The organism is Vibrio sp. 1401 (assembly GCF_033340295.1).
The window spans coordinates 14,881-29,776 of sequence record NZ_JAWOWF010000058.1 but is presented as its reverse complement, the minus strand read 5'-3'; the positions used below and the strand labels follow the sequence as shown (position 1 = coordinate 29,776).

Below are 14,896 nucleotides of genomic sequence, written 5' to 3'. Positions count from 1 at the left end.
GAAACTCAGTATATTGTTTAATAATTATTCAATTTCGGACGACTTGGTTTTCTGTCCGAATTACGCAACAAAGCCCTCGAAACCGTACCTTCAACACCTTTCATTAAGGCTTGCTCATGACTTTCGATGTCATTAAATGCTTCTTTAATGGCTGCATTTGGCTTTAAGAAGCTAGCAGTTTGACGGTTATATAAGTTATGAATCGCATCTTCTAAGTTTGCAGAAAACTTTAAAGGGTTATTTTCTGACTTACGAAATGCGGTATGACTAAGTCGATTTGTTTGCTTAAACACCGCTCTGTTATGCAGTGTTTCCATTAAACCAACTAGCATCAAAGAAAATGACTCCCCCAGTTGTTCAAACCATTCCTCTCGGTTATCGCTGGGAATCATCATTGGATCTATACCCACCCCTCTAACAAAAGCCGCAAGTTCACCCCCATTGGTATCAAAGTTGGGAGTCGATAGGTGTTCTGATTGTCGGTTAACTTTCGGTAAAGTTTCAGATACGGTGCTCTGTTTTTCGGGCTTTGGGATATCAATAAAATCATCGACTAAACCAATATCTAGCTGAAAGTCAGAAGGAACACTTTCGTTTAAGAGTTCACTAGCACTAAGGCCTAGGTCAACAAATTCCTCTTCCGATGGACTTGAGACTACTTCAGGGGGGGCGCTAGAAAGACTTTTACTTGTCTCAAGGCTGAATACATCTGTATCTGTTTGAACAGAAACTGAAATTTGATAATCCCCTAAGCTAACCATATCGTCATTGCTTAGTGCTATTTCATTTCCTTGACCCACAGGAGTTACAGCATTATTTACAAAAGTACCATTAGTTGAGAGGTCTTTTATCAAGTATTTGTCACCAAACTTAATCAGTTCTCCGTGGGTTCCGGATACCACTCTTTCAGGATCTGGTAGTGTCCAATCACATTGTTCAGACCTACCAAATGTAACCTTGGCATGTTCATCACTTGATTCAAACACGAACTCACTCTCAATCTCTGGAGTAAATTTGTGAAAACTTGTTATGGTTAAAACCAACTTCATGTAAACCTCGCCAAAGACCTGCTAGATATTATTTTTAATTTTATTATTAACTGCTTTCTTATTAACAGTAAGATTAATAAAAACCTTAATACTGCCATTGAAAATCATGCACGGAATAATGAATCATTTTTTTATCAAAGCAATCACGTATTGTTCAACAATTTTAATTATCCAACCAAGTTCAAATTTTTGACACTTAGACTTTCATCAATAAAAAAACGAATGTTAGTTTGGCCGAGAAATTCTAACATAATGACTTTTCATTGAGCAGAAAGGTATATATTCCCCCATCATTTATACGGAGTTCTTGTGATGGAAGACAGTAATAAAAACAATTCTATAAATAACGAAGAAAGCGGAGATAAAACTAAAATTGTAAAGACTCAAAAACGAGACAATGCAATTAAAACAACTAAACTCACTAATAATGAAACCTCCGTTAAAAATAAAAATGAAACAAATACAAAACTGTCTCAAAAAGAAAACACTCCGTTAGTTAATAAGAAAAAAAACAATAAAGATGACTCATTAAATAATAACAAAGATGTTATTAACAAAAGCTTAATAGGAACGACCGTTAAAAATCGGTATGAAATTGAGTCGGTTATTGGGCATGGTGGGCTTTGCGATGTTTACTTAGCTAAAGATAAGATTCTTGAATCTTCAGGTTCAGAAACACCCTACGTTGCGTTAAAAATATTACAGAAAGAGTTTGCTTCTCAACCAGAGACTGCACGCATGTTAATACGTGAAGCTCAACAAACTCAAAGGTTAAGCCACCCTAATATCATTAGGGTTTTTGATTTTGGTGTTGATGGCGAAATATACTTTTTAGTTATGGAGTATATTAACGGAGAAACATTAGAGAGTTTAATACAGCGTTCTAGGCCCCATGGGCTGAAGTTTAATGCAACTTTATCAATCCTAAATCAGGTACTCGATGCACTCTCATATGCTCACTCTCTTGGTGTAGTGCACGCCGACCTAAAGCCCGCTAATGTGATTTTAACGTCTGAGGGTAACGTTAAGCTGCTTGATTTTGGTGTATCTAAAACACATCAATTAAAGCAGGATCAATATGCGGCTAAACGTAAATCCGAAAATGTTGAAACGCTTGGTTATACTCCCAACTATGCATCACTCAACCTGTTATCCGGTAAGGAACCGAACTTAAGCGACGATATGTTTGCTCTATTTTGTATTGCTTATGAGTTATTGAGTTGCAAACACCCTTACGCAAGAACTCCAGTTAATGAAGCTCTCAAAAAGAAGATCAAGGTCTCTAAACCAACTAACATGCCTGCATCTAAGTGGCCAATATTTTCAAGCGTATTTTCAACTGGCATCATTCCGAACGAGCTGACCCCTGAGCAGTTGAAACGCAAATTGAATATGCGCTATTGGCCTATCGCTAGCGGCGCGGCAGCGAGTATATTATTAGTTAGCGGCATTGTATTTGGTTATCAGCAGCAACAAGAAACCATCGCCAATTTGGAAACCGTTATTAGCAAGCAAAATGATCAAATTGCCGGACAAGAGTGGCAGCTTGATACGCCAGAAGAAAAAAGTTTGGCACTGATTGATAGTGAAAAAAGCTTACATCCAGTCGTTAAGGCTGGCTTATTACGATTACACAAGACCTATATTCTCAGCGAGTTTGAATCTGAAATTGATCAGGTTTTGAATTCTGATGCCAACAACTACCCGAATTATGATGAAATTGAGTCCATACTTGATAAAGCAAAAACCTACTACCCTGACTCACATAAAATAGAAGTTCTTGCCTTAGATATTCAGTCAAGCAAGCACTCCACGTTACTTTCGATAGCAAGGCAAATCAACAGTCAACTTGAAAAGTCTCGGTACAGTAAAGAAGACGGCAGTAAATCCATCTATGAGCTCAAGGATGAGTTAAATCAGATTCATCAAGGTTATCCTTTCACGCCAAGTTCGTTATCTAGCGATGTTTTCGGTCAGCACCTCACTGAAGCACTCAAAAAGAAAGACGCAGCTGCACTTGTTGCTCTTATTAAGGTTGGGAACACCTTCTTTTCAAACGTAGAAGAGCATCAAGAGAACTTACAGATAAGTAATGCGATGAAAGATGCAGTGCTGGAAATGAAATTATATGAGACAGCGCTAGATTCCAACAGCCCTCTACCGTTTCCAGAAGATGCCGCTAGAATCCTGTTCCAAGAAGAGTTTGAAAACTTTTATTCTCGCCTAGAAAAGGCAAGGACGACAACTCATCTCGATAACTTGGTGAAGGATGTGGATCTGTTCTCGAAAAACTTTCCTATTGGTTTTCAGGATGTTAACGATTTAAGATTCAAAACTGCTGATAAATACTTACGCTTCTCCGATATATTGCTTAATAAGCGAAGGACTTCAAGCGCAAGACGCGCTATGAAGAAAGCCAACGAGCTTATGAAGCAAATAGAACAGGACTCTAAGCAAAGCTAGTAATACAAAAGGGACGCGAGTCCCTTTTTTGCCGTAGATTACTTGCCAATATGCAACTAGATTGCTAATTTATACTTGTACTTAATGAGGAGAGTTAGCCTTGACTGAAGGAATAGTCAAAGTTGGCGAACGTCTGGCGTCCGTATGTAACGATAGCCTTAAACTAGGACTGCAAGACACTTACCGACTCGGCGTTTTACTTGGAAACATCCCCTTTGCTACTTGTGTTAAAAACACGCGAGTTGAAGTTTTTTCATCCCTACATTTCGACCATTGCCGTTTGGATATAAGTCAAAATATCTTTAACAATGACTTTCTTTTTGTAAGTTTATCTCAAGCGACAAGCAAACTATTTCTGCTCAAATACTGGTTATGCCATTCATACCTTCGGCTAAGCCTTCATTATCCGAAACATTCCTCTACCTCAACGTTTAATAGGGGTATACATGATTAATTTTGATGTTCTCAATACATACATGGATAACGACGTAGATCTGATCGTCACTGTTTTTTCTACATACCTTGAAGATCACACGAATGATATAGAGCGTATAGATGAGCTATATGCAAGCAGATGTTGGTCAGAACTCTATCTATTAGCTCATAGTTTAAAAGGCATTCTAGAGAGTTTCGGAGAAGACACCGCGGTCATTGCGTTTCAAAGAATAGAAGAAAAAACCAGAAACGATACAGCGCCAGATAGCTCAGATATAGCTATAGTTACTAAAGAGCTAGCTGCAATTAATCAACAAATCTTCGCTTACTTGAAGAATATGCAATAAAGAAATTCAAGGCTTAACTGGGGGAAATATGGCAATGAATAATAGCAATTTCAGGGAGTTGATTGAGTCTCTCAAAGACCTAACACCAACTCAAAAAAGGTACTTACTTAGCCGTACAAAGATGGCGCTAGATGATGAAAGTAATATGTTAAACATCAGTGATATCCTAACACCAGAAGAGTTGGAGGCGTTACTATCACCAGCACCAACAACGAATACAAAATAACAATGATATACAACGCCACCGTCAGATTAACGCTAGGGACCAAGTGAAGCAAATCGACTTTGCTTGGTTGTTAGTTTCTCTCCCAATTCCTTTTCACTACAACAAACGTATTGTTTTCGAAACCTTTTTCCAATTTAAACAGGTCAGATAATTGAGCGACTAACATCAGTCCGCGACCAGAGGAGGACCAACTATCGTCATCCATTAAGTTAGGTGCCTCAATCTGTTTATTTTTATGTTGGATGAACGTCTTTTCATTGATCGGCGCTCCGCAATCAGAGACTCTAAGTTCCACGAAACCGGACACTTGGTCATCCCCAACCCTACACTCCACTTCAATTGGCTGGCCTTCTATTTCACTGTAAGAATGAATATAAGCGTTATTCATGAGCTCAACGACACAAAGCTCCAATGATTGAATTGCATTTAAGGGGATTTGATGACCCATCAAAAACCGAACAACGTCTTTGCTCGCACTTCGTGAGTGAGTAAGGGAGCTCCCGTAAGTTCGTTTAAATTCGCTCTTTGACATTCTTTTCCTTAAAATCGAGCCTCTCACCATGCCATTTTACCTGTAAAAGGCTGGCATCATCATCAAACTCATCTTCGTTGTGCCAAGATTGTACTTTTTTAAAGACGTCTCCCACTTGATCTTCAACTGGCAGCGTGCAAACAGCTTTTATACTCGATGCCAATCGTTGTAGTGAAAACATCTCCTCACCCTGCCTCGCTTCAATCAAACCATCCGAATAAAGCCACAATGCATCGCCCTCATCTAGACTAATTTGGTTACCGCTATATTCCATCGGCTGCATTGCACCAACGATAAAGTTATCGTCACCTATCTGTTCCATCGTTTTCGTACTCGCTCGCCAAACTAAGATCCTGGGGTGGCCAGCCGTGCAATAGCTAAGTCGCCCTGATTTTGTGTTAAGAATGGCGTAAGCCATAGTAAAGTAAAGTTGACTGTTTCTAGTTTGCTGATAACGCCGATTTAGCCGTTCAATCACAGATGCTGGCTCACTTACGCAATAGCCGTCATCTCTCAACTCCATCGTGATCGAATCAGGCCCCTGACTTTGAGATAGTGTCTGTTGAATAGAAAAAGCCATCAAAGCTGAAGAAATACCATGACCAGAAACATCACATACATAAAACGCAACATGGTGTTCATCGAGCTCCAAATACCCCAACATATCACCACCAATCTGGGAGCATGGTTTGTAGACATAGCTAAAATTTACATTCTGAATAGTTGATTCAGCAGGGAGTAGTTGCTCCATCAGATGACTCGCAGACTGTAGGTCTTGGTGGATTGTTTGATAGGCCGCATCTAGCTCTTTGTTTCTCTCTACGAGCTTGTTGTGCAATTCTAAAGTACGAAACCCCGCACGGATTCTGGCCTGAAGTTCCTCTACAGACGTCTTCTTATCTACGAAATCATCTGCGCCAGCATCAATGCCTTTCACGATCGAACTTTGGTCATTTCTAGAAGACAGTAGAACAAAGAAAATGTAACGTTCGCTAACTTTAGATTTTAACTGGCGACACAATTCAATACCATTAATTCCAGGCATCATTAAATCACTCAGCACAAACTGAATATCAGGGCGGTGAGTTAGCACCTCAAGCGCCGCTCTTCCGTCTTCAACTGCAACCACTTCATAGCCCTGCTTTTCCAATGCACTGCTGATGTAAAGCAGTACTGTTTTACTATCATCGACCAAAAGAATGGGTTTCATCTTCCTCCTTAATACGGTTGCTTTACTGGCTAACGCAAAACACTAGTCACTGACTGCTCATTTCTAAAACGGCTGTAGTCTTCGGCTAATAATTGGTGTTGATATCGAGTGTAAGACAACGCTTCATTAGAAATTAGTATCTGATGCTCTTTTTCGATTAACTGACTTTGCAGCCTTTCAATCTGTTCATTCTGCTGTATGTAATTGAGGTACAGTGCGAATAGACCAAAAACCGAAACCATTAACAGGGCGATTAGAATATTATTGATAGTTTTCACTTGAATACTCATGACCTCTCCTTGTCTATTATTAGACTTTCCATGATGAAAGAGAGCGTCTACGGACCAAGAGCTCGAAGCTCTAAAACGCAACGAAGCAAATTGAGGTTGTTTTTCCAATTATAGGCGATAGGAGAAAAAATAAGAAAAATCTGAAAAAATTTAAATATCCTGCTGAGTTAAGAATCGGTAAGGTGGTAGCAGCGAGCTATCATCCACTCGCTGCAATACATTAACTCTGAAATGCAGGTCTAGCTAAAATTTGGTTATACCATCGAGCAATGTTTGGCGACGTCGATAGCACATCAATTTCTAGGCCTTTAATTGCGAAACTGATCAAAATAAAGCCTGTTATATCGACAATAGTAAAATGGTCTACGGCGATAAAATAATTATGTTCAAGCCGCTTGTCTAAGACAGGCAGAAATTCATAGACGCGTTGTTTTGATTCTTCGCCCCATGCTTCAACGCAACGTTCTCTGTCTCCATAAACTCCGGTCATGTTTCGAAACGCCTGAAATGCCGCATTTAGTCCTTGGAACTCCACCACACGATGCCACATTTCCACCTGAGCACGTTCAAGCTGGTTAGCACCAAACAGCGCCAGATCATTTTCAAACGCTTCATCTAGGTAACGACAAATCGCCACACTTTCACAGATCGTCGTACCATCATCCAGTTCGAGCAGAGGCACTTTACCGTTCACGCTTTTCGATTTAAACGGTTCAGATAGGTTATCGCCCTCACGAACGTTCAGCGCAATTCGCTCAACCTCGCCACCGATTTCCTTTAGAAAAATGCTAACTCGCTTACAACTTGGAGTCATTGCGGTTTCATAGAGCTTCATTTCACATCCTTTTATCTTTTTCTAACCGATTGGTTAGGATATACTGTAGCCAGTTTATAAACGATCAGTCAAGAACTTCACTATCAAAAATTTTCAAACAGTTGTGGGTCTGTTTGCTGAGCGAGATTTTTGATGCCGTTTGTGAGTTCACATGAATTTGGAGGCTGATACCCAAGCATAGATGGGTATTCATCATATTGGTTCAGTTCGAACGCTAGAGGTTCTCTGTACCATCCCTCCAAAGCAATTTAATTACCCGATAAGCAGACCCAGGCAGGTAATTTATGGCAAGAAAAGCCAACTTCGACCGAGATGAAAAGCTTCTCGTGGCTATGGATGTGTTTTGGCGCAAGGGCTTTGCGAACACGTCTATCTCGGATCTCACCGACGAACTGAACATCAACCGCTTCAGTCTTTACAACACCTATGGTGACAAGCAACAGCTCTACTACGAAGCGCTCGATACTTACTTAAAAAAGGTCTCGCTACCGTCACTCAATGATTTGGAAAAAGACGACGCGTCTTTACCTGAGTTGGAATCGTTCCTTAAATCTTTTGCTGAGCTGCAACGCAAACGCAGCTGTGGGTGTTTTATTCAAAATGCGTTGATTGAGCACGCTGGTGAAGACGATGATGTACTGCGCAAAGGGCATTTTTTGTTTGACCATCTTATCGACATCATTGCGGATGCGCTGACCAATGCACAAAAAGAAACCTTAGTGCCGAAAACGCTGAAACCAGAAGAGCTTGCTCGTTTTGTTCTCAACAACATGCAAGGCATGCGCGTACTTGGCAAAGCCAAACGTTATGCCGACTTGGATACGGCGCTTTCCTGCTTGCTGGTTTTGATTAGGAAGTGACATGTCGATTGAAGTGATAGCAGTACGTCTTACCAAAGGCATGGACTTAAAGCTGAGCCTAGCGAAATTGGTCGAGCAGCATGGTATCAAAGCAGGCTCGATTGCTTCATGCGTTGGCTGTGTCTCTCACCTCAACCTTCGTTTGGCAGGAGCAGAGAGTACGTTAACCAAACAAGAGCCATTTGAAATCGTCTCTGTGATGGGAACCCTAACGGCTGAACATCAACACGTTCATATCTCGGTGTCTGATTGTGAAGGACGAGTTTGGGGTGGGCATTTGCTGGAAGACACAGTGATTGATACTACCGCAGAATTGATCATCCATTCTTACTCAGAACTTGAGTTCACTAGAGCGATGGACGACTCGACTGGCTATACCGAACTACAAGTGAATCCTTCCAAATAATTAAAAGCTCCAGAGCCTTACAGTGTGGTCTCTGGAGCTTTACTCGCTTATCTCTTACGCTAAGCATTCACTCATATCGAGCAAGCTAATTTCGAGGATCATTCTTCGACTAAATAACAAACCTGATTATCGTCGACTGTTACTTGCCACGTTTTTAGACAGTGCGCTTCGTTTTCTAAGCACTCCCCGCTCGTTAAGCTGAAATGCTGTTTGTACAGTGGTGACGCAACACACATCTCACCATCGATATCACCGACAATCCCTCGACTCATCACATAAGCCTTACCAATTGGGTCCCAATCTTGAACGGCGTAAACACCGTTATCAGGAATGTAGAATAACGCCACATGCTCGCCTTCAATCAATACAGTGGCACCGATAAACGGCATCAAGTCATCAAGCTGACACACTTTCACTTTGGTTAACGCTGCCATTTACACCTCCTGTTTCACTGGAATACGCTGACCGCGCACACGTTGGTACGGCAAGACTTTGCTGCCCGACGTGCTGTTCAAGAAAGGACGGAAGCGTTGCAATTTTTGAGGATTATCCAACGTACTCTTCCACTCACATTGATAGGTATCTACGACTCGTGCCATTTGTTCATCCAAAGAATCACATAGATTCAGAGAGTCATCCAAAATCACTTGTTTAAGGTAATCTAAGCCCCCTTCCATATTCTCCATCCACACGGACGTGCGCTGTAAGCGATCAGCAGTGCTGACGTAGAACATCACAACCCGGTCGATCATGGTGATCAACTCTGATTTAGATAAGTCGGATGCAAACAAATCAGCGTGTCGTGGTCTCATGCCGCCATTACCACAAACGTATAGATTCCAGCCGTTTTCAGTAGCGATCACCCCAATGTCTTTACTTTGCGCTTCTGCACACTCGCGAGTACAGCCCGATACGGCAAACTTAAGCTTATGGGGCGCTCGCAATCCTTTGTAGCGGTTCTCTAACTCAATAGCTAATCCGACCGAGTCATCAACACCATAGCGACACCAAGTAGAGCCGACGCAAGATTTCACGGTGCGCACCGATTTACCGTAGGCATGCCCTGTTTCAAAACCAGCATCAATTAAGGTTTGCCAGATTTCAGGAAGCTGTTCTAACTGCGCACCAAATAAATCCACGCGCTGACCGCCAGTGATCTTGGTGTACAGATCGTATTGCTGAGCAACTTCGCCTAACACGATAAGTTTGTCTGGTGTGATTTCGCCGCCCGGAACACGAGGCACTATCGAATAAGAGCCATCTTTTTGTAGGTTTGCCATAAAAGCATCGTTAGAATCTTGCAGAGATTGATGCTGCGGCTCCATGATGTGTTCATTCCACAAAGAAGCAAACACAGATGCCGCTGTCGGCTTACAGATATCACACCCATGCCCTTTGCCATGCAGTGCAATTAAGGTGTCGAAGTCTTTGATCTGTTCCACTTGGCAAATATGGAACATCTCTTGGCGACTGAGCTCAAAGTGCTCACAAAGGTGGTTGTTAACCTCTACCCCCATGGCTGCCAGTTGAGTATCCAATACCGACTTCACCATATTGCTACAGCCACCACAGCCAGTACCGGCTTTAGTGTTGGCTTTAAGGTCCGTCAGGTTGGTAGTGCCAGCTTGAATCTCGGCAACTAAGTCGCCTTTTGTGACGTTGTGACAAGAACAGATGATGGCGCTGTCTGGCATCTCTCCATCCAGCATTCCGGTATCAAATAGCAGGTTCGCCGCGTGGTCTGGCAAGACTGTTTTGTTCAAATAACACTGTAAGAGCGCGTCGTAGTCGCTGTTGTCACCGACGAGAATCGCTCCAAGCAATTGGGTGCCGCTCGCATCAACCACCAGCTTTTTGTAGATGCCTGCAACCGCATCTTGCAAGACCATTTCCTGTGCGCCTTCGGTTTGCATTTGTGCATCGCCGATAGACGCCACATCCACCCCAAGCAGCTTGAGTTTGGTGCTCATGTCTGCACCTTTAAAACCTTCGCTCGGCATACCAGTCAAGACATCGGCAGTGGTTCTCGCCATGGTGTAACCGGGTGCGACTAAACCAAAGATCTTCTGCTCCCAAAGGGCACATTCGCCAATCGCATAAATATTCTCATCGCTGGTTTGGCATTGGTTATTAATCACAATGCCGCCTCGCTCGCCTACTTCTAGCTCAGCCAGCCTTGCCAACTCATCTTGAGGGCGAATCCCTGCGGAAAAGACAATCACATCCACTTCGAGAGGATCTTTGTCTTTAAACACCATACGATGCTTAGCCGTTTCACCATCGCAGATTCGCTCCGTCCCCGTTGAGGTATGCACGGTTAGCCCTAGCGCTTCAATCTTCTCTTTTAGCACTAAGCCAGCACCATCGTCCAACTGCACGGGCATCAGGCGGGGTGCAAATTCGATAACGTGAGTTTCTAACCCCAATAGTTTGAGTGCGTTTGCCGCTTCTAAACCCAACAAGCCACCACCAATCACTGCGCCTGTTCTTGCGCCTTCACATGCCTTCTTGATTTGTGAAAGGTCATCAAGCGTGCGGTAGACAAACACGTTGTCTCGGTCTTTACCTTCAATTGGCGGCACAAACGGGTAAGAACCGGTCGCGAGCACAAGTTCGTCGTAACCCAGCACATCTTCACCATCAAGCAGAATACGCTTTTGCTCTCTGTCGATGCCTGTTACTTGGCTGCCAAGTACGAGTTGGATGCCATGCATGTCGTACCATTCTTGGTTACTCAGCATCAAATCATCATGAGACTTACCCGCAAATAAAGAGGACAACTGTACACGGTCATACGCGATAAAACGCTCTGCACCAATCACGGTAATTCGGTGCTCCAAATGCGCGTTTTTCTGCACTAATTGCTCGACGAGGTGTTGCCCGACCATACCGTTGCCTACCACAACGATGTGGCTCAATGCGTTCTTTACTGGAATCGTTAAAGGACTGTTCATCGCTGCCTCCTTATGCCGTTTGCGCTGCGGTTTTGGGTTTGTCTTCTTTCGAAGCAGGAATCTCGACTTTGGATTGCTTCTCGTAAAGGAACTTCAGCACCGCTTGTCGACACTTCTGATACTGCGCATCATCCGCCAGTGCGACACGCTCACGAGGGCGAGGTAGATTCACTTCTAACACTTCACCAATGGTTGCTGCCGGTCCGTTGGTCATCATCACGATTTTGTCAGATAGCAGCACCGCTTCATCCACATCGTGGGTAATCATGATGACAGTGTTGTTTAGCTCGGCTTGGATCTTCATCAGTGCATCCTGTAGGTGTGCACGTGTCAACGCATCCAACGCGCCAAATGGTTCATCCATCAATAAAACCTTTGGTTGAAGTGCCAGTGCTCTCGCGATGCCGACTCGCTGCTTCATACCACCAGAGATTTCATCCGGCTTTTTGTGCGCGGCATGCTGCATTTGAATCAACTCCAAATAGTGATTCACTTGCTCCTGAATCCACGCTTTGCCCTTTTTGCCGGCAATTTGTTTTACAGCTAGCTCAACGTTTTGATATACGGTGAGCCAAGGCAACAATGAATGGTTTTGGAACACCACTGCGCGGTCTGGTCCCGGCCCTGCCACTTCTCGCCCATCGACGATCACGCCGCCGTCTGTTGGCATGTGTAGCCCTGCAACTAAGTTCAATACCGTTGATTTACCACAGCCAGAGTGACCAATCAGCGATACAAACTCGCCCTTATTGATTTGTAAATCGACGTTCTTAAGCGCGATGAACTCGCCATCTGGCGTTGGGAATCGCATCCCTAAACGCGTTAGATCTAATAATGCTTTTTCCATGATCTTTTCCCTTATCTCAACGCTTGTTGTTTATTCCAAGACAGCCACTTTTGAAGTTGCAGCATGCCTCTATCGAGCATCAAACCGATAAAACCAATAGTGATGACTGCCACCATGATGCGCCCCAATGATGCTGAACTGCCGTTCTGGAACTCATCCCAAACGAACTTGCCTAACCCAGGGTTCTGAGCGAGCATTTCTGCCGCAATCAACACCATCCAAGCGATACCTAAAGAGAGACGTAAACCTGTGAAGATCATTGGAATGGCAGAAGGTAAAACGATGGTGCGAATGTGCTGCCACCACGAAAGTTGAAGTACTTTGCTCACGTTGACCAAGTCTTTATCAACGCTCGTTACGCCCACGGCGGTATTAATCAGCGTCGGCCACAAGCTACACAGCGCCACTGTGATCAGAGAGTTAATGAACGACTTAGCAAACATCGGGTCATCACTCACATAAGTGGCACTTACAACTATAGTGACGATAGGCAGCCAAGCCAAAGGTGATACGGGCTTGAGCAATTGAATGATTGGGTTGAACGCTTGATACAGCCCTTGATTAAGACCAAGCACGATGCCAAGCGGAATCGCGATAACCGTCGCCAACAAAAAGCCCGCAGTTACAGTCACTAAGCTTGTTATGATTTGGTCGAAGAACGTCGGCTTACCTGTGTAAGGACGAATCTGTACTTCGGCGTCTGGATTCTTGGCTAACTTCGCAGCATTACGTTTTTCCTGACGTTCGATAAACGCTTGTTCCTTTTCTCGTTCTTGCCAATGGTCATCGACAAGATTGCTGAACTGCTGAAAAGTTTGCACTGGTCCCGGTAGCGTACCTAACGAGGTTTGCACTTCTCTCGCCGCTAAGTGCCACATTGCCAAAAAGATCAGCAAGCCAATGACGGGCAAAAGCACCAGCCGACTTCGGTTCACTACCTGCTTAGCAGGAAAAAGGGAAATGACATTACTAGACATACTCACTCCTAAGAAATTTACATCCTTGTTATTGCGGGCAGAGTCACCTGCCCGCTGTATTTTTTGTAGGACTGCTCATCCTAAACTTTGTCTTTTCCTTTAAGCCCGATAGAGAACTTCTCCAGATATTTATTTGGCTCGCGACCGTCATAAACGATGTTGTCGATAAAGTGTGTTTGTGGCGCACGAAAACCATCTTCAGCACTGAAATCTGGGAAGTCTTTTTTGCTCAACACACCATCTTCAATTAGCGCTTGAGCCGCTTGTTGGTAGATATCTGGACGGTAAACCTCTTTTGCCACATCCATGTACCAATCATCGGATTTCTCGCTTGAGATTTGTCCCCAACGGCGCATTTGAGTCAGATACCAAATCGCATCGCTGTAATACGGATATGTGGCGTTATGACGGAAGAACACGTTGAAGTCTGGCACGTCTCGTTTGTCGCCTTTCTCGTATTCAAATGTTCCGGTCATTGAGTTGGCGATAACTTCGGCATCCGCTCCAACGTATTCGCTTTTTGATAGCATCTTCACTGCTTCTTGGCGGTTGGCATTGTCGTTTTCATCCAACCAATGTGCCGCTCGAATCAAGGCTTTCACTACGCGAATGTGCGTGTTTGGATACTTCTCAGCCCAAGCTTTAGAAACACCAAACACTTTCTCTGGGTTGTTCTTCCAGATCTCGTAATCGGTCACAACTGGCGTACCGATGCCTTTAAATACGGCTTGTTGGTTCCATGGTTCGCCTACGCAGTACCCTTTGATCGTGCCCGCTTCCATTGTTGCTGGCATTTGTGGTGGCGGTGTAACACTCAAAAGAACGTCAGCATCCAACTGGCCACTGTTATCGCCTGAGTCTGGTGCGTAAAAGCCTGGATGAATCCCACCTGCCGCTAACCAGTATCGCAACTCATAGTTGTGCGTCGATACAGGAAACACCATGCCCATGTTGAACGGTTTACCTTTATCCAGATAGCTGTCGACCACAGGCTTCAGTGCATCCGCTTTGATTGGGTGAACAGGCTTGCCATCCGGTTGTTTGGGAATGTATTGCTTCATCTGCTCCCAAGTATCATTGGAAACCGTGATTGCGTTGCCGTTCAAATCCATACTGAACGCAGTAATCACTTCTGCTTTTGTGCCAACACCAATCGTTGCGCCCAATGGCTGACCAGCAAGCATGTGCGCGCCAGCAAGCTCACCGTCGATGACTCGGTCTAATAGCACCTTCCAGTTTGCTTGTGCTTCTAAAGTGACGTACAAGCCTTCGTCTTCAAAAAAGCCTTTCTCATAAGCAACCGCCAGTGGTGCCATATCGGTTAACTTAATAAAACCAAACTTCAGGTCTTCAATTTCTGGCTCACCTAACTCTGCCTTTACGCTGACCGTGGTGAATACCGATAACGAAATTGCTGACACTTTCAGCATCGAACTCCATTTCATTGGTTTGCTCCCATAAAAAA

14 protein-coding genes and 1 pseudogene are annotated in these 14,896 nt (G+C 43.7%); 5 read left to right on the top strand and 10 right to left on the bottom strand.

The genetic code is table 11. From position 1 onward, the window contains the following. Positions 1-68 precede the first annotated feature (68 nt). A pseudogene (tagH, locus tag R7Z77_RS21395) lies at positions 69-1,049 on the bottom strand (type VI secretion system-associated FHA domain protein TagH); the annotation flags it as partial. 312 nt (positions 1,050-1,361) lie between these two features. On the opposite strand from tagH, the gene R7Z77_RS21390 reads away from it, so the two are divergent. The 3 genes from R7Z77_RS21390 (at position 1,362) to R7Z77_RS21380 (ending at position 4,520) form a co-directional block, all read left to right on the top strand. Further along, positions 1,362-3,512 (top strand): serine/threonine-protein kinase, encoded by a 2,151-nt coding sequence (locus R7Z77_RS21390; protein ID WP_064354661.1) that lies wholly within the window; start codon positions 1,362-1,364, stop codon positions 3,510-3,512. A gap of 446 nt (positions 3,513-3,958) precedes the next feature. Next, positions 3,959-4,294 carry an Hpt domain-containing protein gene (locus R7Z77_RS21385; protein ID WP_025767707.1) on the top strand — a complete coding sequence of 112 codons (336 nt, stop codon included), beginning with the start codon at positions 3,959-3,961 and terminating at the stop codon, positions 4,292-4,294. A gap of 34 nt (positions 4,295-4,328) precedes the next feature. Further along, on the top strand, positions 4,329-4,520 hold the full coding sequence (locus tag R7Z77_RS21380) for a hypothetical protein (RefSeq protein WP_025767706.1): 192 nt from the start codon (positions 4,329-4,331) through the stop codon (positions 4,518-4,520). Positions 4,521-4,590: 70 nt separating this feature from the next. Here R7Z77_RS21380 and R7Z77_RS21375 read toward each other — a convergent pair whose 3' ends face one another. From R7Z77_RS21375 to R7Z77_RS21360, 4 genes are all read right to left on the bottom strand, one after another. Continuing rightward, entirely contained in the window at positions 4,591-4,968 is a 378-nt protein-coding gene (locus R7Z77_RS21375) for an ATP-binding protein (protein ID WP_246542892.1), read from the bottom strand. A 64-nt stretch (positions 4,969-5,032) separates the two neighbouring features. Further along, positions 5,033-6,262 carry a PP2C family protein-serine/threonine phosphatase gene (locus R7Z77_RS21370; RefSeq protein ID WP_064354659.1) on the bottom strand — a complete coding sequence of 410 codons (1,230 nt, stop codon included), beginning with the start codon at positions 6,260-6,262 and terminating at the stop codon, positions 5,033-5,035. 29 nt (positions 6,263-6,291) lie between these two features. Beyond that, complete coding sequence (locus tag R7Z77_RS21365) at positions 6,292-6,552, bottom strand: hypothetical protein (RefSeq protein WP_053303685.1); 261 nt, start codon at positions 6,550-6,552, stop codon at positions 6,292-6,294. 220 nt (positions 6,553-6,772) lie between these two features. Then, entirely contained in the window at positions 6,773-7,387 is a 615-nt protein-coding gene (locus R7Z77_RS21360; RefSeq protein ID WP_005387550.1) for a glutathione S-transferase family protein, read from the bottom strand. 284 nt (positions 7,388-7,671) lie between these two features. Here R7Z77_RS21360 and R7Z77_RS21355 point away from each other — a divergent pair, with 284 nt between their 5' ends. Then, a complete protein-coding gene (locus R7Z77_RS21355) occupies positions 7,672-8,247 on the top strand; it encodes a TetR/AcrR family transcriptional regulator (protein ID WP_005387553.1) in 576 nt (191 codons plus the stop codon). Position 8,248: 1 nt separating this feature from the next. Further along, the gene (locus R7Z77_RS21350; RefSeq protein WP_064354658.1) at positions 8,249-8,653 is read left to right on the top strand and encodes a PPC domain-containing DNA-binding protein; all 405 of its coding nucleotides are present in this window, start codon (positions 8,249-8,251) and stop codon (positions 8,651-8,653) included. Positions 8,654-8,751: 98 nt separating this feature from the next. On the opposite strand, the gene nirD is transcribed toward R7Z77_RS21350, so the two are convergent. From nirD to R7Z77_RS21325, 5 genes are all read right to left on the bottom strand, one after another. Beyond that, complete coding sequence (gene nirD / locus R7Z77_RS21345; RefSeq protein WP_122070013.1) at positions 8,752-9,087, bottom strand: nitrite reductase small subunit NirD; 336 nt, start codon at positions 9,085-9,087, stop codon at positions 8,752-8,754. Beyond that, a complete protein-coding gene (gene nirB, locus R7Z77_RS21340) occupies positions 9,088-11,607 on the bottom strand; it encodes a nitrite reductase large subunit NirB (RefSeq protein ID WP_213967641.1) in 2,520 nt (839 codons plus the stop codon). A gap of 10 nt (positions 11,608-11,617) precedes the next feature. Beyond that, a complete protein-coding gene (locus R7Z77_RS21335) occupies positions 11,618-12,454 on the bottom strand; it encodes an ABC transporter ATP-binding protein (protein ID WP_005450080.1) in 837 nt (278 codons plus the stop codon). 11 nt (positions 12,455-12,465) lie between these two features. After that, positions 12,466-13,431: an ABC transporter permease gene (locus R7Z77_RS21330; RefSeq protein WP_213967640.1), complete on the bottom strand. Its 966-nt coding sequence runs from the start codon at positions 13,429-13,431 to the stop codon at positions 12,466-12,468. 80 nt (positions 13,432-13,511) lie between these two features. Next, positions 13,512-14,876: a CmpA/NrtA family ABC transporter substrate-binding protein gene (locus R7Z77_RS21325; RefSeq protein WP_005375887.1), complete on the bottom strand. Its 1,365-nt coding sequence runs from the start codon at positions 14,874-14,876 to the stop codon at positions 13,512-13,514. Between the last annotated feature and the right edge of the window lie 20 nt (positions 14,877-14,896).